At 68.3% G+C, this 17,752-nt stretch carries 21 protein-coding genes and 1 pseudogene; 6 read left to right on the top strand and 16 right to left on the bottom strand.

What is annotated here, in order from left to right; genetic code table 11:
• Positions 1–45: 45 nt before the first annotated feature.
• From pyrH to rpsB, 3 genes are all read right to left on the bottom strand, one after another.
• Entirely contained in the window at positions 46–786 is a 741-nt protein-coding gene (pyrH, locus tag ACGFI6_RS27865) for a UMP kinase (RefSeq protein WP_393123706.1), read from the bottom strand.
• A 60-nt stretch (positions 787–846) separates the two neighbouring features.
• On the bottom strand, positions 847–1,665 hold the full coding sequence (gene tsf / locus ACGFI6_RS27860) for a translation elongation factor Ts (RefSeq protein WP_393123549.1): 819 nt from the start codon (positions 1,663–1,665) through the stop codon (positions 847–849).
• 163 nt (positions 1,666–1,828) lie between these two features.
• Positions 1,829–2,839: a 30S ribosomal protein S2 gene (rpsB, locus tag ACGFI6_RS27855; protein ID WP_393123547.1), complete on the bottom strand. Its 1,011-nt coding sequence runs from the start codon at positions 2,837–2,839 to the stop codon at positions 1,829–1,831.
• Positions 2,840–3,123: 284 nt separating this feature from the next.
• Here rpsB and ACGFI6_RS27850 point away from each other — a divergent pair, with 284 nt between their 5' ends.
• Positions 3,124–3,816 carry a murein hydrolase activator EnvC family protein gene (locus ACGFI6_RS27850; protein ID WP_393123545.1) on the top strand — a complete coding sequence of 231 codons (693 nt, stop codon included), beginning with the start codon at positions 3,124–3,126 and terminating at the stop codon, positions 3,814–3,816.
• Positions 3,817–3,858: 42 nt separating this feature from the next.
• Here the strand turns inward: ACGFI6_RS27850 and ACGFI6_RS27845 are convergent, their stop codons facing one another.
• The 3 genes from ACGFI6_RS27845 to ACGFI6_RS27835 all read right to left on the bottom strand — a co-directional run bounded on the left by ACGFI6_RS27845 (position 3,859) and on the right by ACGFI6_RS27835 (position 5,862).
• Positions 3,859–4,263 (bottom strand): VOC family protein, encoded by a 405-nt coding sequence (locus tag ACGFI6_RS27845; RefSeq protein WP_393123543.1) that lies wholly within the window; start codon positions 4,261–4,263, stop codon positions 3,859–3,861.
• A 51-nt stretch (positions 4,264–4,314) separates the two neighbouring features.
• Positions 4,315–4,794 (bottom strand): RrF2 family transcriptional regulator, encoded by a 480-nt coding sequence (locus ACGFI6_RS27840; RefSeq protein WP_393123541.1) that lies wholly within the window; start codon positions 4,792–4,794, stop codon positions 4,315–4,317.
• Between the two features lie 129 nt (positions 4,795–4,923).
• Positions 4,924–5,862 (bottom strand): tyrosine recombinase XerC, encoded by a 939-nt coding sequence (locus ACGFI6_RS27835; protein ID WP_393123539.1) that lies wholly within the window; start codon positions 5,860–5,862, stop codon positions 4,924–4,926.
• Positions 5,863–5,998: 136 nt separating this feature from the next.
• Here ACGFI6_RS27835 and ACGFI6_RS27830 point away from each other — a divergent pair, with 136 nt between their 5' ends.
• From ACGFI6_RS27830 to dprA, 4 genes are all read left to right on the top strand, one after another.
• The gene (locus ACGFI6_RS27830) at positions 5,999–7,633 is read left to right on the top strand and encodes an APC family permease (protein ID WP_393123537.1); all 1,635 of its coding nucleotides are present in this window, start codon (positions 5,999–6,001) and stop codon (positions 7,631–7,633) included.
• Positions 7,634–7,736: 103 nt separating this feature from the next.
• Positions 7,737–8,093: a YraN family protein gene (locus tag ACGFI6_RS27825; protein ID WP_393123535.1), complete on the top strand. Its 357-nt coding sequence runs from the start codon at positions 7,737–7,739 to the stop codon at positions 8,091–8,093.
• Positions 8,093–9,673: a YifB family Mg chelatase-like AAA ATPase gene (locus tag ACGFI6_RS27820; RefSeq protein ID WP_393123533.1), complete on the top strand. Its 1,581-nt coding sequence runs from the start codon at positions 8,093–8,095 to the stop codon at positions 9,671–9,673. Before ACGFI6_RS27825 ends, ACGFI6_RS27820 begins: the two co-directional genes overlap by 1 nt.
• Before the next feature lie 287 nt (positions 9,674–9,960).
• The gene (dprA, locus tag ACGFI6_RS27815) at positions 9,961–11,073 is read left to right on the top strand and encodes a DNA-processing protein DprA (protein WP_393123531.1); all 1,113 of its coding nucleotides are present in this window, start codon (positions 9,961–9,963) and stop codon (positions 11,071–11,073) included.
• 4 nt (positions 11,074–11,077) lie between these two features.
• On the opposite strand, the gene ACGFI6_RS27810 is transcribed toward dprA, so the two are convergent.
• The 9 genes from ACGFI6_RS27810 to ACGFI6_RS27770 all read right to left on the bottom strand — a co-directional run bounded on the left by ACGFI6_RS27810 (position 11,078) and on the right by ACGFI6_RS27770 (position 16,931).
• On the bottom strand, positions 11,078–11,401 hold the full coding sequence (locus ACGFI6_RS27810; protein WP_012922325.1) for a DUF2469 domain-containing protein: 324 nt from the start codon (positions 11,399–11,401) through the stop codon (positions 11,078–11,080).
• 102 nt (positions 11,402–11,503) lie between these two features.
• Positions 11,504–12,202 (bottom strand): ribonuclease HII, encoded by a 699-nt coding sequence (locus ACGFI6_RS27805; RefSeq protein WP_393123528.1) that lies wholly within the window; start codon positions 12,200–12,202, stop codon positions 11,504–11,506.
• Positions 12,203–12,251: 49 nt separating this feature from the next.
• Complete coding sequence (lepB, locus tag ACGFI6_RS27800) at positions 12,252–13,025, bottom strand: signal peptidase I (protein WP_393123526.1); 774 nt, start codon at positions 13,023–13,025, stop codon at positions 12,252–12,254.
• Positions 13,022–13,651 (bottom strand): signal peptidase I, encoded by a 630-nt coding sequence (gene lepB, locus ACGFI6_RS27795; protein WP_393123524.1) that lies wholly within the window; start codon positions 13,649–13,651, stop codon positions 13,022–13,024. Before lepB (ACGFI6_RS27795) ends, lepB (ACGFI6_RS27800) begins: the two co-directional genes overlap by 4 nt.
• Positions 13,652–13,796: 145 nt before the next feature.
• Positions 13,797–14,156, bottom strand: coding sequence for a 50S ribosomal protein L19 (rplS, locus tag ACGFI6_RS27790; protein ID WP_393123522.1), 360 nt, complete (start codon positions 14,154–14,156; stop codon positions 13,797–13,799).
• A gap of 172 nt (positions 14,157–14,328) precedes the next feature.
• Positions 14,329–15,528 carry a tRNA (guanosine(37)-N1)-methyltransferase TrmD gene (gene trmD / locus ACGFI6_RS27785; protein ID WP_393123520.1) on the bottom strand — a complete coding sequence of 400 codons (1,200 nt, stop codon included), beginning with the start codon at positions 15,526–15,528 and terminating at the stop codon, positions 14,329–14,331.
• Complete coding sequence (rimM, locus tag ACGFI6_RS27780; RefSeq protein WP_393123518.1) at positions 15,525–16,073, bottom strand: ribosome maturation factor RimM; 549 nt, start codon at positions 16,071–16,073, stop codon at positions 15,525–15,527. The genes trmD and rimM overlap by 4 nt, the downstream gene beginning before the upstream one ends.
• A 40-nt stretch (positions 16,074–16,113) precedes the next feature.
• Positions 16,114–16,581, bottom strand: coding sequence for a GNAT family N-acetyltransferase (locus tag ACGFI6_RS27775; RefSeq protein ID WP_393123516.1), 468 nt, complete (start codon positions 16,579–16,581; stop codon positions 16,114–16,116).
• A gap of 98 nt (positions 16,582–16,679) precedes the next feature.
• Complete coding sequence (locus tag ACGFI6_RS27770; protein WP_393123704.1) at positions 16,680–16,931, bottom strand: RNA-binding protein; 252 nt, start codon at positions 16,929–16,931, stop codon at positions 16,680–16,682.
• Between ACGFI6_RS27770 and ACGFI6_RS27765 the strand changes: the two genes are divergently transcribed.
• Positions 16,894–17,193 (top strand): PT domain-containing protein, encoded by a 300-nt coding sequence (locus tag ACGFI6_RS27765; protein WP_393123702.1) that lies wholly within the window; start codon positions 16,894–16,896, stop codon positions 17,191–17,193. The two genes, ACGFI6_RS27770 and ACGFI6_RS27765, sit on opposite strands and share 38 nt — an antisense overlap.
• Here ACGFI6_RS27765 and rpsP read toward each other — a convergent pair.
• Positions 17,108–17,554: pseudogene (rpsP, locus tag ACGFI6_RS27760) on the bottom strand (30S ribosomal protein S16); the annotation flags it as partial. The gene ACGFI6_RS27765 and the pseudogene rpsP overlap by 86 nt on opposite strands.
• Positions 17,555–17,752: the final 198 nt, after the last annotated feature.

Genomic DNA, 17,752 nt, shown 5'->3' with positions numbered 1-17,752 from the left:
GCCACGTGTGCTTCCCGATCCTAGTCGTACGGGGCCTACAACCGGTTACTGCCCCCGGGAGACGACCGTTCCGATCTTCTCGCCGTGGATGACCCGCTCGATGTTGCCCTCTTCGAGACCGAAGATCACGATCGGCAGCGCGTTGTCGCGGGCCAGGCTGATCGCCGTGGCGTCGGCGACCCGCAGGCCGCGGGCCAGGAAGTCGTCGTAGGACAGCTGGTCGAACTTGACCGCGTCCGGGTTCTTCTTCGGATCGGAGTCGTAGACGCCGTCCACTCCCTGCTTGCCCATCAGCAGCGCCTCGGCGCCGACCTCGAGGGCGCGCTGGGCGGCGACGGTGTCGGTGGAGAAGTACGGCATGCCGGAGCCGGCGCCGAAGATCACGACGCGGCCCTTCTCCAGGTGCCGCTCGGCCTTGCGCGGAATGTACGGCTCGGCGACCTGACCCATGGTGATCGCGGTCTGCACCCGGGTCTCGATGCCGAGCTTCTCCAGGAAGTCCTGCAGGGCCAGGCAGTTCATCACGGTGCCGAGCATGCCCATGTAGTCGGCCCGGTTCCGCTCCATGCCGCGCTGCTGGAGCTCGGCACCGCGGAAGAAGTTGCCGCCACCGACCACCACGGCGACCTGGACACCGGCCCGGGCCACATCGGCGATCTGCTTGGCGATCGAGTTCACCACGTCCGGGTCGACGCCGAGCTTGCCGCCGCCGAACACCTCACCCGACAGCTTCAGCAGCACCCGGTGATAGGCAGGCGAAGAGGCCGGACTCGTCTCGGTCCCCATGGTTTCCGTCACGATTCCGGCCTCCTCGTTAGCTGCGTGTGCGCTCGGATCCGGCGCGGATCAGGCGCCGACCTCGAAGCGGGCGAACCGCTTCACGGTGACACCGGCCGCGTCGAGCACAGCCTTCACAGTCTTCTTGTTCTCCGTGACCGACGGCTGCTCGAGCAGCACGACGTCCTTGAAGAAGCCGTTCACCCGGCCTTCGACGATCTTCGGCAGGGCGCCTTCCGGCTTGCCCTCCTCGCGGGCGGTCGCCTCGGCGATCCGCTTCTCGTTCTCGACCGTCTCGGCCGGGACCTCGTCGCGGGTGGTGTACAGCGGGCGCATCGCGGCGGCCTGCATGGCGGCACCACGAGCGGCCTCGACGTCGTCGCCCTCGAACTCGACCAGTACGCCGACCTGGGCCGGCAGGTCCGCGGCACGCTTGTGCATGTACGCCGTGACCTGGCCGTCGAAGACGGCAACCTTGCCGAGCTCCAGCTTCTCGCCGATGACCGCGGCCAGCGCCTCGATGTTCTCGGCGACCGACTTGCCGTCGGTCAGCTTCTCGTTGAGCAGGCCCTCGACGTCGCCGACCTTGCTCGCCGAGGCGTGCGCGACGATGTCGGCGGCCAACTGCTGGAACTGCTCGTTCTTCGCGACGAAGTCGGTCTCGCAGTTCAGCTGGACCAGCGCGTTCTCCGCCGCGGCCACCAGGCCGTTGGTGGCGGATCGCTCGGCGCCACGCTTGGCGGCCTTGGCCGCGCCGTGGATGCGCAGCTCCTCGATCGCCTTCTCGAAGTCGCCGTCGGTGGTCTCGAGCGCCTTCTTCGCGTCCATCATGCCCGCGCCGGTGGCGTCGCGGAGCTTCTTCACGTCAGCGGCGGTGTAGTTCGCCATTCCTCGTTCTCTCGTCTTGTCGATGCGGCTGGATGGGCGGGGCTGTCAGGTTCCCGCGGGCCGTGCGGCCCGGTTCTGGCCTGTGACGGCCGGTCACCGGGCGCGGCACGGCATCCGCAGCGGTGGTGCCGCCCGGCGATGAACCGGGCGGCACCCGCGGCTGTCAGGCCTCGTCGGCCTTCGGGGCCTCGGCGGCCGGGGTCTCCTCGGCGGCCGGGGCCGGGGTGGCCTCAGCAGCCGGAGCGGCCTCGGTGGTCGCCTCGGCAGCCGGGGCCGGGGTGGCCTCAGCGGCCGGAGCGGCCTCAGCAGCCTCGGTGGTCGCTTCAGCAACCGGAGCCTCAGCGGCCGGCGCCTCGGCGGTCTTGGCGTCGGCAGCCTTCGCGTCGCCGGCCTTGCCGTTCTGGCTCTCCAGCAGCTCGCGCTCCCAGGCAGCCAGCGGCTCCTCGGCACCCAACTCCTCGCCCGCGGCGGTGGAGCCCTGGCCGGAGCGGCCCATCAGGCCGTCCGCGACGGCGTCGGCGACGACCCGCGTGAGCAGGCCGACCGAGCGGATCGCGTCGTCGTTCCCCGGAATCGGGTAGTCGACCTCGTCCGGGTCGCAGTTGGTGTCCAGGATGCCGATGATCGGCAGCTTCAGCTTGCGCGCCTCGTCGACCGCGAGGTGCTCCTTCTTGGTGTCCACGATCCACACGGCGGCCGGAACCCGGGCCATGTCGCGGATACCGCCGAGGGTCTTGAGCAGCTTGTCGTGCTCGCGACGCTTCTGCAGCAGCTCCTTCTTGGTGACACCGGAGGCGGCGACGTCGTCGAAGTCGATGAGCTCGAGCTCCTTCAGACGCTGGAGCCGCTTGTTCACGGTCTGGAAGTTGGTCAGCATGCCGCCCAGCCAGCGCTGGTTCACGTACGGCATCCCGACGCGGGTCGCCTGCTCGGCGATCGCTTCCTGGGCCTGCTTCTTGGTACCGACGAACAGGATCGCCCCGCCCGACGCCACCGTGCTGCGAACGAACTCGTACGCACGGTCGATGTAGGACAGCGACTGCTGCAGGTCGATGATGTAGATGCCGTTGCGCTCGGTCAGGATGTAGCGCTTCATCTTCGGGTTCCAGCGCCGGGTCTGGTGCCCGAAGTGCACGCCGCTCTCGAGCAGCTGCTTCATGGTCACGACGGCCATGAGGTGTTCCTCCTACGGACCCGGGTCTCCCGGGCCACTTCTCGGTTGTCTCGCCCCGGACCGGATGGTCCGCAGCGCCTGATGCCCGTCGCGCAGATCCACCCGGAATACTCCGGGACCGAAGGAAACGACGCACTTGTGCGGGCATGCGTAGTCGCCCCGTTCACACAGGGCGCCACCGGAAGTGTACGTGACCGGCAGCCTGCAACGCGAACCGGGCCTGGTTGTCCACAGCCCCGAAACGGCCGGCCGGAAATCGCGCCGAAAACGGCATCTTCTCCGGCATGACGACAACCCTTCTGACCCTCACCACGCTGACCCTCCCACCCACGATCCCCGCTGCCGCACCCTCCCGCTCGGCCGCGCCGCCTGCCGCCGGCTGGCCGCTGCAGCCGCGGCCCGAGGTCGTGCACGGGTTCGAACTGCCAGCGAAACCGTGGCTTCCCGGCCATCGCGGCGTCGACCTCGCCGGCCGCCCCGGCCAGCCCGTCCTCGCCGCCACTCCAGGCACGATCACGTACGCCGGACCGCTGGCCGGCCGCGGCGTCATCACGATCACGTACGGTGCGCGCCGCACGACGTACGAACCGGTCGTCCCCGACGTCAAGGTCGGAGCGGCAGTGCAGACCGGCACCGTCATCGGCCGCCTGTCCGCAGCCGGCTCCCACTGCGTCCCCAGCACGTGCCTCCACTGGGGCCTCCTCCAGGCCAAGCAATACCTCAACCCTCTGAGCCTGCTCCCCAAGCGCCCGGTCCGCCTTCTCCCCCTCACAGACCTCCGCGCGAAAGACCTCCGCCTCCCAGCCGCGCACCCACGATCAGCCCCACCTACTGACCAGCACGCCGCCTCACCCCACAACGCGCACACCGCCCCGCCCGGCGACTCGGCCTACCGCAACCGCCGCGCGGCGAAGCTCGTGATTGCCGCCGCGGCCGCCCTCAGCCTGACCGCCGGCCTACTGCTCAGGCGCCCGTGAGCAGGCCGTCCCGTTCCCGAACAGCCCTGCCCCGGTGAGTGCTCAGGCGTGCGGGAGGTTGAGCTGCCACGAGACCCCGAACCGGTCGTTCACCCAGCCGAACTTCTTGCTGAACCCGTAGTCCCCCAGTGGCATCAGCGCGCCGCCACCGTCGACCAGCGCGTTGTACAGGCGCTCGAGCTCCGCCTCGTCCGCACAGTCCACGAAGAACGACATCGAAGGCGTGAAGGTGAATCCATGATGCTGGTAGCTGTCACTGCACATGAACTGCTGCCCGGCCAGCCGGAACACGGCGACCATCACCGAACCCTCGGGCCCCGGCCCTTCGGCCCCGTGCTTGACCATCGACACGATCTCCGCGTCCTCGAACAGCGACAGGTAGAAGTTCATCGCCTGCTCCGCGCCGCCCTCGAACATCAGGAACGTCTTGATCTGCTGTTCGGCCATCATCCATCTCCTAAAGTCGTCGCTTATATAAGTGACGACCGTAGCACCAGCTCAGCTCCCCGGCACCCGCGCCTGCCAGGCATCCTCGTCCCGCGAGCGGCGCTCGACGCCGGCCGGGAGCTTGTTTCTGGCGAGATCGGTCAGCGTGGTGTTCTCCAGTACGTCGCGCAGGCTGGCGCGCGCAGCGATCCAGACCCGCTGCAGGACGACGGCGTGCTCGTTGTACGAGACGCTCTCCGGCCGGACTCCCGAGATGCTCACGATCGGCCCGTCGACAGCACGCATCACATCGGCGACGGAGATCTCGTTGGGGTCGACGGCCAGTCGCCACCCGCCGGACTGCCCACGCTGGCTCGACAGGACGCCGGCGCGTCGCAGGTCGGCGAGGATCCCCTGCAGGAATCCGTGCGGAATGCCCTGCGCCCGGCTCAACTCCTCGGCCGACACCACCGAATGGTCGTTGGCCACCCATCGCTGGGTGATCTCGATCAGAGCTCGCAACGCATAGTCAGACTTCGCCGAAACCCGCATGTCCCGCAGTCTGCCGTATTCCGGTCCTCGGCCGCCGCATTCCCCAGGCACAACCCGGCCATTGCCGCGTTCCGTGCCGTCCGGGCGCAGGTCTGTACGGGCCTGTCGCAGACCGCGCCGCGATGGCGGTCAGGCGCGGGGATGCGCCTGCTGATAGGCCTGCCGCAGCCTCTCGGTGGAGACGTGCGTGTAGACCTGCGTGGTCGCCAGCGATGCGTGACCGAGCAACTCCTGCACGCTGCGCAGATCCGCGCCGCCTTCGAGCAGATGCGTGGCCGCCGTGTGGCGGAGGCCGTGGGGAGCCATGTCCGCGTCGACGACAGCGATCCGCTCATGCACCAGCCGCCGGACCGTGCGCTGATCGATCCGGCCACCGCGCGCCCCGAGGAACGCCGCCGGACCACTGCCTTCGCGTGCCAACTTCGGACGCGACTCGGCCAGCCAGCGATCGATCGCCCGCCCGGCCGGCACGCCGTACGGCACCGACCGCTCCTTCCGTCCCTTGCCGAACACCCGGACGACCCGGCGCGACATGTCGATGTCGTCGACGTCGAGGGCGCACAACTCGCCGACCCGGATGCCCGTCGCATAGAGCAGTTCCATGATCGCGAGGTCGCGGAGGCCGACCGGGCTGCCGTCGTCCGCGGCAACGGCCGCTGCGTCGAGCACGGTGCGGGTGTCGGCCTGGCCGAGCACACCCGGCAGCGTCTTGTGCGCCTTCGGACTGGCGAGCAACGCTCCGGGATCCGTACCGATCCGTCCGGTTCGCTGGGCCCAGGCCGTGAAAACCCTTGCGGCCGCCGCCCGGCGGGCCATCGTGCTGCGGGATTTCCCCAGACTTTGCTGCTTGGCCAGCCAGGACCGCAGCCCCCGGATATCGAGGCTCCCGAGATCATCGTGACCAAGCCGAATCAAATGTTCGAGTAAATCCGCGACGTCTCCGATGTAGGCTCTCACGGAGTGAGTGCTGAGGTCTCTTTCCGCCGTTAGATGCCTTTCGTAGTCAGCCAGTAACACAGTGAAACCTTCCGGCCTGGAATGGTTTCCGCTGACTTCGTCGGGCGTCATACCTCGACGATGCGTGAGGCGGCCCGGCACTGCAAGCAGCCGCGCGGAGCCGAGGAAGAGGAGGACTGGTCGATAGCCCGACGGTCGACTACTGTTCGGCCCGATTGCCCTAGTAGCAACGGAGGCACCCCTGACCATGGCCCCCTCAGCGAACGGACAGACCGTAGGCCGGCGTCTGCCGGTCGAGTCGGCGTTCACTCGAGTCGAGGACGCGCGGCACCGTCTGCCGCGTTTGTTCGGTCGTCGCGACCTGGTTGTACTCGGCCTGGGCGTGATGATCGGCTCAGGCATTTTCAGCATCAGCGGTGTCCAGGCGGCAAATGTCGCCGGACCGGCCGTGATTTTGTCGTTCGTGATTGCCGCGATCGTCTGTCTGCTGGCCGCGGCCTGTTACGCCGAACTGTCGTCCACGATCCCGGTGTCAGGTAGCGCGTACACCTTCAGTTATGTGACCTTCGGCGAGATGTGGGCCTGGCTGGTCGGCTGGGCACTCGTGCTCGAGCTCGTCACTGCCGCCGCGATCGTCTCGCGTGTCTGGTCGGCGTACTTCATCGCCACCCTGGACGGGTTCGGCGTCACGCTCCCGAGCGGGATCGCGCAGTTCTTCGGCCCCGAGGCGAAGGTGAACCTCGTCGCCCCGCTGCTGCTGCTGATCCTGACCGCGCTGATCGTCACCGGCACCAAGCTCTCCTCCCGCGTGCTGACCATCGTCGTGATCGCCAAGGTCGCGGTGATCCTGCTCGTGGTGATTGTCGGCGCGACCCACATCAAGATGGCGAACTACCACCCGTTCGTGCCGCCGTCCCGGGCCGCGCCAGCGACGGCCGACCCCACGGTGCTCGGCTGGGTGCTGGACTCCGCGTTCGGGACGTTCGGGACGATGGGCATCTTCACGGCCGCGAGCACGATCGTGTTCGCCTACATCGGCTTCGACCTGATCGCGACCGCGTCCGAGGACGCCCGGAGCCCGCGCAAGACCGTGCCGCAGGGCATGCTGCTCGGCGTCGGCGCGGTGACGATCCTCTACATCGCGATGGCGGTCGTCCTGATCGGCATGCGGCCGTACGCGAAGCTCGGCGGGTCCGCACCGGTCTCCGAGGCACTGTCCGCGGTCGGCGTCGGCTGGGCGGCGAAGGTCGTCAATGTCGGGGCTCTGCTCGCGCTGATGACGGTGATCATGGTTGTCCTGATTGCGCAGAGCCGAGTGCTGTTCAACATGGGCCGTGACGGCCTCCTGCCGAAGAGCCTCGGCCGCGTCAGCCGCGTGTACTCGTCGCCGGCCCGCGCCGCAGCCGCCGCAGGTGTCGCCGCGCTCGTGCTGACCCTCTATCCGAAGGTGCTGGAGCTCGAGGAGCTTCTGGTCATCGGTGCGCTCTTCTGCTTCGCGTTCTGCGCTGTCGGTGTGCTGAGGCTGCGGCGTACAGAGCCGAACCTGGAGCGTGGTTTCCGGGTCCCGCTGGTGCCGCTGATCCCGCTGCTGTCGCTGGCCGCGACCGTGTGGCTGATGCTCAACCTGAAGACCGGCACCTGGATCAAGTTCTTCGTCTGGATGCTGATCGGGATCGCGATCTACGGCCTCTACGGCCGCTGGCACAGCCGCCTCGCCAACGAGGACAGCTGGGACTTCGACCTCGGGGACACCGATCCCGGCACGGGCGGCCTGCAGGCGATCCGCCACGACCACGAACGCCCCAACGAGCTGCGCGCGATTCGCACGCCACCCGACCAGCAACCCTCGAAATCCACCCGCGGCAAACACATGCGCAACTAGGGTGCGTCATTTCGCTGTCGGCAGCGACGGTTGTCCACAGCTGAAAAATGGCGGGTGAATTCTGGCCCGAAACCGGCATCTTCTCTGCCGGAGGTGGTCATCAATGCACACCAAGACCGCAGTCGGGCAGTACGGCGAAGATCTCGCCGCGAGGTATCTCACCAGCAACGGCTTCGCCGTGCTGGAGCGCAACTGGCGTTGCGAACTGGGCGAGATCGACATCGTGGCGCGCGAGGGCGACACGCTGGTCATCTGCGAGGTGAAGACCCGCCGCGGGCTGAACTACGGCACCCCGCTGGAGGCGATCACCTACAAGAAGCTGACCACCCTCCGCAGGCTGGCCGGGCGCTGGCTGCAGACGCATCAGGTCCGGGCGGCATCGATCCGGATCGACGTCGTCGCGATCGTCTTCGACAACACCACTTCGCCCCAGGTGGATCACCTCCGGGGCGCGGCCTGATGGCGCTGGCCCACACCTGGTCCGTCGCGCTGGTCGGGTTGGAAGGGCACCTGGTCGAGGTCGAGACCGACATCTCCCAGGGCCTGCCGAAGACGACTCTCATCGGCCTGCCGGACGCCTCTCTGACCGAGGCTCGGGATCGCGTCCGCGCCGCTGTCGTGAACAGTGGCGAGCGGTTCCCCGATCGCAAGATCACCATCGGTCTCTCACCGGCGACCCTGCCCAAGACCGGCTCGCATTACGACGTCGCGATCGCGCTCAGCCTTCTCACCGCGGCCGGTGTCGTCGACCGCAGCGCGCTCCGGCAGACGGCGGTGATCGGCGAGCTCGGCCTCGACGGGCGGGTCCGGGAGGTTCGTGGCGCGCTGGCGATGACGCTCGCGGCATCCCGAGCCAGCTTCGAGCGCATCGTCGTCCCAGACCTGAACGCCAACGAGGCTCGCCTGGTTCCGGGCATCGAGGTGTACGGCGTTCGCTCGCTCCGGCAGGTGCTTGCGCTGCTGCGCGGCACCGAGGTCCCTGACGAGGCGCCGTCCCGCGCCGAGCCACGGTTGCTGTCCGAGTCACTCGCGCGGGTGCCCGACGTCGACCTCGACGACATCATCGGCCACCGCGACGGGCGGCGCGCGATCGAGGTCGCCGCGGCCGGTGGCCACAACCTCTTCCTGCACGGCCCACCCGGGTCCGGGAAGACGATGCTCGCCGAGCGACTCGGTGGGCTGCTGCCGGACCTGTCGATGGAGGATTCGCTGGAGGTCTCAGCCGTGCACTCGCTGGCCGGCATGCTCACCAGCGATGCCGAGCTGGTCACCCGCCCGCCCTTCATCGCTCCACATCACACCGCGTCGCTCGCGAGCCTTGTCGGTGGTGGGTCAGGAGTGCCTCGGCCTGGAGCGATCAGCTGTGCCCATCGCGGCGTCCTCTTCATCGACGAGGCAGCCGAGATGCACCCGCTGACCATCGACACGCTGCGGCAGCCGCTCGAGTCGGGATACATCGAGCTGCACCGGGCTGCCGCGGTCGCCAAGTTCCCGGCGAGGTTCATGCTCGTGATGGCGGCGAATCCGTGCCCGTGTGGGTTGTCCGGGACGGATCAAGGGACGTCCTGCACCTGCACGCCGCAGTCGCTGATGCGCTATCGGCAACGCATCAGCGGCCCGATCAAGGACCGGCTGGACATCCAGCGGCAGATCCTTCCAGCGGCTCGCACGCTCGGCGACAGCTCGACGTCCGAGTCGACCGCTGTCGTCGCCGCCCGCGTGACGAGTGCCCGTGACCGGCAGGCATTCCGGTACCGAGAGACGAGCTGGGTCCTCAACAGCGAGGTCCCCGGTCCGGTTCTGCGCCGCGAGCATCCGCTCGACTCCGCCGGCCAGAAGCTGCTCGAGGAGCTGTACTCCGCCGGCCGGATCACCGCGCGCGGCCTCGATCGAGTCGTCCGACTCGCCTGGACGCTGGCCGACCTCGAAGACACAGACCAACCGACCGTCGAGCACACCCACCAAGCCTTCCAACTCCGCACCGGCGAACCCCTCACAGACCTCGCCGACCAACGCCCCCTCAAAGGACTCACCCGATGACCATCCCCTCCCCCAACCTCGTCTCCGTCCCGGCCGTACGCAATCGAGCTCCCGCCCTCTCCCTCGTCACTCTCCCTCCCACCCTCGCTGTCATCAGTTCCGCGCCCACCCTCACCCTCAGCAGCTCCTCGCCCCGCTCCTCCGTCAGTCCTGCCAGCTCGGCCGACTCCGCGCGTATGGATGGTGGGCCTGTGGGGTGTGGGGGGTCTGGGGACGGGGTGAGAGCTGCGAATGGTGGGGCCGGGGGTGATGACAAGGAGCGATTGGCGCGGGCGGGGTTGTCTCGGGTGGTTGAGCCGGGGGATGTGAAAGCGCTGGAGTCGTTCGACGGGATGGAAGCATCGGAGATCTGGGAGCTGTTGCGCCGCAAGACCCCAGGAACCGAGCGCTGGTCGTCGCGCCTGGCGGAGGCCGAGCCGGAGCGCGATCTGGAGCGGGCAACCGAGATCGGAGCGCGGTTCGTGATCCCCGGCGACGAGGAGTGGCCGGAGCAGATCGAGGTGCTGGCCGAGGCCGGGCAGCTCGGGCGCCGGGCGGGCGTGCCGTTCGGGCTCTGGGTCAGAGGCCCGCTGAAGCTGCGCGCCGCACTCGAGCAGTCCGTCGCAGTCGTCGGCTCTCGGGCAAGCTCGTCGTACGGGGAGTATGTCGCGGCGGAGCTTTCATCCGGGATCGCGGACAAGGGCCTCACGGTCGTGTCCGGTGGAGCCTTCGGGATCGACGCGGCAGCTCATCGTGCCGTTCTCGCCGCCTCCGGAGCGACGATTGCCGTGCTGGCGTGCGGTGTGGACAAGTTCTACCCGCGGCAGAATTCAGCGCTGCTCAGCCGCATCGCCGAGCAGGGCATGCTGGTCAGCGAGCTGCCGCCGGGTTGCACTCCGACCCGGCTCCGCTTCCTGGCGCGCAACCGGCTGATCGCCGCGTCGACGCTCGGCGTCGTGGTCGTCGAGGCTGCCACCCGCAGTGGCGCGCTGAACAGTGCCGGCTGGGCCGAGCAGTGCGGTCGCGCGGTTCTCGCCGTCCCTGGGCCCATCACGTCCCGGATGTCTGAAGGCAGTCACCTTCTGGTGCGGGAGCGCGGCGCAGTCCTCGTCACGAGCGTTGCGGAGGTCCTCGAAGCAATCTCCCCGATCGGTACGCACCTGGCGGCACGTCCCACGGGGCCGAGCAAACCGTTCGATCAGCTGGACCACGACATCCGCCGCACGCTGGATGCCGTACCTGTCCGGTCCGCCCGTCCCGCGAGCCGCGTCGCCAGCGAGGCGGGGCTGGACCTCCAGACGACCCAGGACTGTCTGGAGGCCCTCGCCGAGCTCGCCATGGTCGAGTACGACGGAACCGGCTGGCGGCTAGCCACCCCCGTCACTCAGTCCGTGCCCCAGACCGGGCTCGGTTCCGCTTGAGCGGTCAGCGGCCGAAGTCGGAGTCTTTGGGGACCTCGAGGTCGGACTTCGCCAGTTCTTCGATGTTGACGTCGCGGAAGGTGACGACCTTCGCGTTCTTCACGAAGCGGGCGGAACGGTAGACGTCCCAGACCCAGGCATCGGCCATCGTCACCTCGAAGTACACGTCACCGCCCTCGGTGCGGACCTTCAGGTCGACCGCGTTGCACAGGTAGAAGCGCCGCTCGGTCTCGACGACGTACTTGAAGATCCCGACGACGTCCTTGTACTCCCGATAGAGCTGCAGCTCCATATCGGTCTCGTACTTCTCAAGGTCGTCGGCGCTCATACCTCCACCTCGCTACGCTCAGTTCCGGTATGAGCGCTGAGGGCGGCTCTGCTCTTTGTTCGCTCGCTACGCTCGCTCATACCTCCACCTCGCTACGCTCGCTCACAGGTTCTCCACTCCGGTGGGACTGGTGACATTCTGTCCCATAACAGGCCGCAGACTGCGGCGGACATTCTCGAACCGCCGTCGATGTTGTGGGCACGGGCCGTATTCGTCCAGTGCCGCCTGGTGTTCCGGGGTGCAGTAACCCTTGTGGATCCCGAACCCGTACTGCGGGTACTCCTTGTCCCAGTGCTCCATCACGCGATCACGGGTCACCTTGGCAATCACGGATGCCGCCGCGATGCAAGCCGCCACGCGGTCACCCTTCCAGATCGCCAGCCCCGGTACGTCCAGACCGTCGACGCCGAACCCGTCGGTGAGTACGTACGACGGGCGGACGTCGAGCCGGAACAAGGCCCGGCGGAGCGCCTCCACGTTCGCGACATGCATGCCGAGGCGGTCACACTCGGCCGCCTCGATCGAGACCACGGACCAAGCCAGGGCGCGGTTGCGGACCTCCTCGTAGCAGCGCTCCCGTGCCTTGGCGGTGAGCAGCTTCGAGTCCGCCAGCCCGGGGACCTGACCGCGCTTGCCGTCCGGCAGGATCACCGCGGCGGCGACGAGCGGACCCGCGCACGGCCCGCGGCCGGCCTCGTCGACGCCGGCGATCGGATCCAGGCCGACCCGTCGCAGGGCCCGCTCGTACCCGTACAACCCGGCGTCTCGCCGTACCGTGCTCCCGCGCGGCAGCGCGCTCATCCAGCCCTCCGCATCACACCACTCACACTAGACACGACCGGCGACAAGTTCAGCCTGAGGTCTTGGGTGGTGGAGTGAGAGAGATCGAGGGTTTGTCGGGCGCCGGGCCCGCGGCCGGGACGCCCTTGAACGTGTCGGGGACGCCGAGTTTGCTCCAGCGGCCCGCCGGCCAGACGATGGCGATTGCCCGTCCGGTGACCTTGTCCAGCGGCACGAAGGCCGCGTCGCCCTGGTTGCCGCCGTTCGCGTCGAGGTCCTGCAGATGGACGCGAGAGTCGCCGGACGCGGAGCGGTGGTCGCCCATCACGAAGATCCGGCCGGCCGGGACGGTGACCTGGAAGTCCATCTGGGACGGGGCGTCGCCCGGATACAGGTAGCTGGTCTCGTCGAGGGGCTGACCGTTCACCAGCAGGCGGCCCTTGGAGTCGCAGCACGCGACCTTGTCGCCCGGCATGCCGATCAGGCGCTTGATCAGGTGGCCGTGGCTGGAGTCCGGCAGCAGGCCGACGATCTCGAAGAACCGGCCGACCGAGCCGCGCTTCTGGCCGCTCTCCTCCTGGCCGAGCCAGCCGCCCGGATCCTCGAAGACGACCACGTCACCGCGCTTGACGTCGGTGAGCTTCTCGACCACGACCCGGTCACCGACCAGCAGCGTGTTCTCCATCGACTCGCTCGGGATGATGAACATCTGCCCGACGAACGCCCGCAGGATCGACGAAACGATCAGGGCGCCGACCACGATCAGGACGAACTCGCGAGCTGCTGCGGCGAACCCTGAGCGGTGGGCGGGTTTGGCGTCCGTCTTGGTCGGTGTATCTGTCACTTCTTCAGCCCCGGCTTCTTGAAGGTATCCGGAGGACGCAGCATCGTCATCCGGTCAGACGGCCAGATTATGCAACAGGCCCGGCCCACCACGTTCTCGACCGGGACGAAGCCGCCGCCGGGCCCGCCCATATGGGCGCGCGAATCGGCCGACTCGGCCCGGTTGTCGCCCATCACCCACAGATGGCCGGCCGGGACCAGCACGTTGAAGGGCACCTCGGAGGGTTTGGCGTCCTTGAGCAGGTACTCCCGCTCGTCGAGCGGGATGCCGTTCACTGTGATCTGGCCCTGCTTGTCGCAGCAGATCACCCGGTCGCCGCCGATGCCGATCACCCGCTTCACCAGGTGACCCTCGCCGCTGCGCGGCAGGATGCCGACGAACTCGCCGATCCGGCGCAGCGTGCCGGGCTGCGGCTCGGCCTCCTGCAGCCAGTTGGCCGGATCCCTGAAGACGACGATGTCGCCGCGATCGACGTCGCGGTGCATGTAGCTGACCTTCTCGGCGAGGATCCGGTCGTCCTTGGTCAGGGTGTCGTACATCGACTCCGACGGGACGTAGAACGCCTCCGCGACCAGCAGCCGCAGGACGACCGTGATGACGAGCGCGAGCACCGTGACGGTGCTCATCTCGACCAGCAGGCTGAGCAGCGGATTCCGCTGCTTCAGCCTGCGGTGACGTCCCTTGCTACGACCCGCCCTTTTGGAAACCGGGCGCGGGCGAGCGCGAGTCGCGGTGCTCGGCGCCATCGGTGACCGTCGTCGTTACGCGGCGTCAGGAGGCCGGAACTTCGCGCTTCTCCTTGATCTTCGCCGCCTTGCCGCGCAGCTCGCGCAGGTAGTACAGCTTGGCGCGGCGGACGTCGCCGCGGGTGACGACCTCGACCTTCTCGACGATCGGGGTGTGCAGCGGGAAGGTCCGCTCGACACCGACGCCGAAGCTGACCTTGCGGACCGTGAAGGTCTCCTGCAGGCCACCACCCTGGCGCCGGATCACGACACCCTTGAACACCTGGACGCGGGACCGGTTGCCTTCGACGACCTTCACGTGCACGTTCACGGTGTCACCGGCGCGGAAGGCCGGGAGGTCGTCGCGCTTGCTCGCGTTGTCGAGCTCGTTCAGGATGTTGCTCATCTTCAGGTGTCTCTTCCTCGCGCGTGCCACAGGTCACCCACGAATCTCGGTGGTGATGAAGTCATCAGAAGGCTGCCGGTCGGTGGTCACCCCCTGTGGCAGGAGCACCGAAGGGCAGCAACAGGCAATCTTGCCATACGCCCCACACGGTGACGAAATCAGCCGTGTTGGACTACTTACGGCGACGGCGCTTCGCCAGGTGGACCAGGTCGACCTTCGGCGTCTGTGCCTCCCGGCTGATCTCCCGGTAGCCCGCCTTCCGGTACAGCGCCAAGTTCCGGTCGCTCAGCGCACCGGTGTCCAGGGCGTACGACGCGACGTCGGCCGGCGCGAGCTGCTCAGCGGCGCGCAGCAGCCTGATACCGAGCCCACGGCCCTGCCAGTCCGGGGCGACGATCAGCCGCTCGACATGCCCCACCCCGTCGTCCACGACCAGCTGGACCGAGCCGACGATGCGGGTACCTGCGACGGCCTTCAGGACGTTTCCACGCTCCAGGCGGGCCGCCGTGGCCGCAGGGTCGTCCGTCAGCGGCGGGATCGTGTAGTCGTCGTACAGCCGCGCCTCGGACAGGAACGCGGCGAGCTGCAGCACGTGGATCTCCCCGGCGTCAGCCGCCGTGGCCGGGAGGATGCGGACGCCCTCGGTCGACTCGCTCTTCCCCGCGAGTACGTCTCCCCAGGCCGCCAGCAGGTCGGGCCGGCGTTCAGCCGTACGACGTACTGACTCGTCATGGTGCCAGTCGGCGATCAGGCCGTGGTTCCCGGACAGCAGGACCTCGGGTACGTCGTGCCCGCGCCAGGACGGCGGCTTCGTGTACACCGGGTACTCGAGCAGGCCGTCGCCGGAGTGGGACTCCTCCGCGAGGGACTCCGGGTTGCCGATCACACCAGGCAGCAGGCGCGCCACGGCCTCGACCATCACGAGTACGGCGACCTCACCGCCGTTCAGTACGTAGTCGCCGATGGACACCTCGTCGACGCGCATCCGCTCGGACGCGTACGCCGCCACACGCGCGTCGATGCCCTCGTACCGGCCGCAGGCGAAGGCCAGCCACGGCTCGTTGGCCAGCTCGTACGCCAGCGACTGGGTGAACGGGCGCCCAGCCGGCGTCGGGACGATCAGCCGGGGCTGCGCGGGACCGTCCGGAGGCGCGAGCGCGTCCAGCGCCTGGCCCCACGGCTCCGGCTTCATCACCATGCCCGCTCCGCCGCCGTACGGGGTGTCGTCGACGGTCCGGTGCCGGTCGTGGGTCCAATCGCGCAGATCGTGTAGGTGGACGTCCAGGAGGCCGCTCTTGGCCGCCTTGCCGACGAGGGATACGTCGAGTGCGGCCAGGTACTCAGGGAAGATCGTGACGACGTCGAGTCTCATCCGTCGGCTTCCGAGGTCTCCACCACGTCGGCGCCGTCGGGGTCGAGCAGGCCGGGGCGGTCGGCCACGACGACGTACTGCTTGTCGACGTTGATCTCCGGGACGAGCTCCTCGACCAATGGGACGAGTACGGCGTTGCCCGCAGTACGGCGGATCTCGAGGAGGTCCTGGGACGGGAGGTGGACCACGTCGATCACCTCGCCGACATCGGCGCCGTCGGTGGTGCGGACCGCGAGACCGATCAGCTCACGGTCGTAGTACTCCTCCGGGTCCTCGGGACGCTCGTCGGCATCGACCTCGGACTGGACGACCAGGTTGCGCAACTGCTCCGCGGCGGTCCGGTCCGGCGCCTCGGCGAACTTCACCAGCAGCCGGCCACTGTGCCAGCGGGTGGATTGCACGGTGAGGGTCCGCGGCGGGTTGGTCGTCGTGACGAGCTTCGCACCGTCCGCGAAGCGCAGATCAGGGTCGTCAGTACGGACTATCATCCCGATCTCGCCCTTGATCCCATGCGCCCGGCCGATCTGGCCGACATTCACCAGCACCGCAGTTCCTCTCCAAAAGCCCCGACAACAACGGCACAGTCTAGAGCGCTGTTTGCAGGGTGATGCTCTGAGGGACGAAGCCATGGCGGCGGTAGAACCTTTGCGCGGCCTCGTTCGCCGCGTACGCGCTGACCGTGACGAAGGCCGCCCGCTGCCCACGGGCCCACGTCAGGAACTGCTCGGTGAGGAGTCCACCGATGCCCTGACCACGGACGTCCTCGAAGACGTAAATGCTCTCGAGCACGGCGGCGAGACTGGCGCGAGTCGGGGTGGGTTCACTCAGCCGGCCGACCAGATGGCCGACGCCCCGGTCCTCGTCGTCGTACGCCACGAGTTGCAGCCAGGCGGGATCGCCGACCAGCGCGCCGTATCTCGCGACGCCTTCGCGCTGTGGCCAGGTGATGTCGGTGAACCGGTCGTGCCGGCCTGCATCGTCCCGGAAGAGGTTGGTGACCGACTCGACCAGTTGGTCCACATCGGCGGCGGTGGCGACCCGAATCGTTGGCATGGGGCCGAAAGTAGCTCGCCGGTGGACCATCTGACGGTCCCCAGAAAGCGCGAAGGCCGCGTTCCCTTGCGGGGAACGCGGCCTTCGGGTGAGTCAGGTCAGCGCCGGGGGCGCTTGTTGAACTCGTCGACGAAGTCGATGCGCAGCGAGGACTCGGAGCTGAGGGCGCCGACGACGGTCCGGATGGCGGTGGCGGTCCGGCCGTTGCGGCCGATCACCTTGCCGATGTCGTCGGCGTGGACGTGCACCTCGAGGGTGCGGCCACGCCGCAGGTTCCGGGAGCGGACGCTGACGTCGTCAGGGTTGTCCACGATGCCTCGGACCAGGTGCTCGAGCGCCTCGGTCTCCATCATCGTCAGGCCTCGGTGGTCTCGGCCGCAGCCTCGTCGGCCTTGGCCTCGTCAGCCTTCGGAGCCTCAGCCTTGGGGGCGTCAGCCTTGGGGGCGTCGGCCTTGGGGGCGTCGTCAGCCTTCGCGTCAGCCTTCGCGTCAGCCTTCGCGTCAGCCTTCGCGTCAGCCTTCGCGTCAGCCTTGGTGTCGGCCTTCGCGTCGGACTTGGCGTCCGCGGCGTCGTCCTTCTTCTCGGCCTTCTTGGCCGACTTCTTGGCGGTGACGGCCTCGGTCTTCAGCGAGCCGTGGGCCTCGGCCAGCGCCTCGTTGAAGATCTCCTGCTTGTCCCGCTTCGGCTCCGCGACCCGCAGCGGCGCCGGGGCGTCCAGGCCCTTGAACTTCTGCCAGTCGCCGGAGGCCTTGAAGATCGCCTCGACGGCCTCGCTCGCCTGGGCGCCGACGCCCAGCCAGTACTGCGCCCGGTCGGAGTCGACGCGGATGAACGACGGCTCGGTCTTCGGGTTGTAGATCCCGATCTCCTCGATCGCCCGGCCGTCCCGCTTGGTGCGGGCGTCCATGACGACGATGCGGTAGTGCGGGGTGCGCTTCTTGCCGATGCGCTTCAAACGGATCTTGACTGCCACTTTCGGGTGGTCTCCCTTGGAAATACAGACTGGGTGAGCAACACAGCGCGTCGTGGGGACAACGACCGAGTGCTCGAATGGGCCGCACCAGGACAGTGGAGTTAGAGGGCTGCACAAAACCTGGACGGACTCAGCCTGACATTCTGCCAGATCCCACGGCGACAACCAATTCCCGCGGTCCCACGAGGCCGCCCGCGA

Source organism: Kribbella sp. NPDC048928, from assembly GCF_043197975.1.
Lineage (GTDB): Bacteria > Actinomycetota > Actinomycetes > Propionibacteriales > Kribbellaceae > Kribbella.
Note: the sequence above shows the minus strand (reverse complement) of the source record. Positions and strands in the feature narration are given on the sequence as shown.

What these genes read in the sequence shown, in the direction of transcription:
- pyrH (WP_393123706.1), bottom strand. Translation starts at nt 786, where the DNA reads ATGGGGACCGAGACGAGTCCGGCCTCTTCGCCTGCCTATCACCGGGTG.
- tsf (WP_393123549.1), bottom strand. Translation starts at nt 1,665, where the DNA reads ATGGCGAACTACACCGCCGCTGACGTGAAGAAGCTCCGCGACGCCACC.
- rpsB (WP_393123547.1), bottom strand. Translation starts at nt 2,839, where the DNA reads ATGGCCGTCGTGACCATGAAGCAGCTGCTCGAGAGCGGCGTGCACTTC.
- ACGFI6_RS27850 (WP_393123545.1), top strand. Translation starts at nt 3,124, where the DNA reads ATGACGACAACCCTTCTGACCCTCACCACGCTGACCCTCCCACCCACG.
- ACGFI6_RS27845 (WP_393123543.1), bottom strand. Translation starts at nt 4,263, where the DNA reads ATGGCCGAACAGCAGATCAAGACGTTCCTGATGTTCGAGGGCGGCGCG.
- ACGFI6_RS27840 (WP_393123541.1), bottom strand. Translation starts at nt 4,794, where the DNA reads ATGCGGGTTTCGGCGAAGTCTGACTATGCGTTGCGAGCTCTGATCGAG.
- ACGFI6_RS27835 (WP_393123539.1), bottom strand. Translation starts at nt 5,862, where the DNA reads ATGACGCCCGACGAAGTCAGCGGAAACCATTCCAGGCCGGAAGGTTTC.
- ACGFI6_RS27830 (WP_393123537.1), top strand. Translation starts at nt 5,999, where the DNA reads ATGGCCCCCTCAGCGAACGGACAGACCGTAGGCCGGCGTCTGCCGGTC.
- ACGFI6_RS27825 (WP_393123535.1), top strand. Translation starts at nt 7,737, where the DNA reads ATGCACACCAAGACCGCAGTCGGGCAGTACGGCGAAGATCTCGCCGCG.
- ACGFI6_RS27820 (WP_393123533.1), top strand. Translation starts at nt 8,093, where the DNA reads ATGGCGCTGGCCCACACCTGGTCCGTCGCGCTGGTCGGGTTGGAAGGG.
- ACGFI6_RS27810 (WP_012922325.1), bottom strand. Translation starts at nt 11,401, where the DNA reads ATGAGCGCCGACGACCTTGAGAAGTACGAGACCGATATGGAGCTGCAG.
- ACGFI6_RS27805 (WP_393123528.1), bottom strand. Translation starts at nt 12,202, where the DNA reads ATGAGCGCGCTGCCGCGCGGGAGCACGGTACGGCGAGACGCCGGGTTG.
- lepB (WP_393123524.1), bottom strand. Translation starts at nt 13,651, where the DNA reads ATGAGCACCGTCACGGTGCTCGCGCTCGTCATCACGGTCGTCCTGCGG.
- rplS (WP_393123522.1), bottom strand. Translation starts at nt 14,156, where the DNA reads ATGAGCAACATCCTGAACGAGCTCGACAACGCGAGCAAGCGCGACGAC.
- trmD (WP_393123520.1), bottom strand. Translation starts at nt 15,528, where the DNA reads ATGAGACTCGACGTCGTCACGATCTTCCCTGAGTACCTGGCCGCACTC.
- ACGFI6_RS27775 (WP_393123516.1), bottom strand. Translation starts at nt 16,581, where the DNA reads ATGCCAACGATTCGGGTCGCCACCGCCGCCGATGTGGACCAACTGGTC.
- ACGFI6_RS27765 (WP_393123702.1), top strand. Translation starts at nt 16,894, where the DNA reads ATGCCTCGGACCAGGTGCTCGAGCGCCTCGGTCTCCATCATCGTCAGG.
- ACGFI6_RS27770 (WP_393123704.1), bottom strand. Translation starts at nt 16,931, where the DNA reads ATGGAGACCGAGGCGCTCGAGCACCTGGTCCGAGGCATCGTGGACAAC.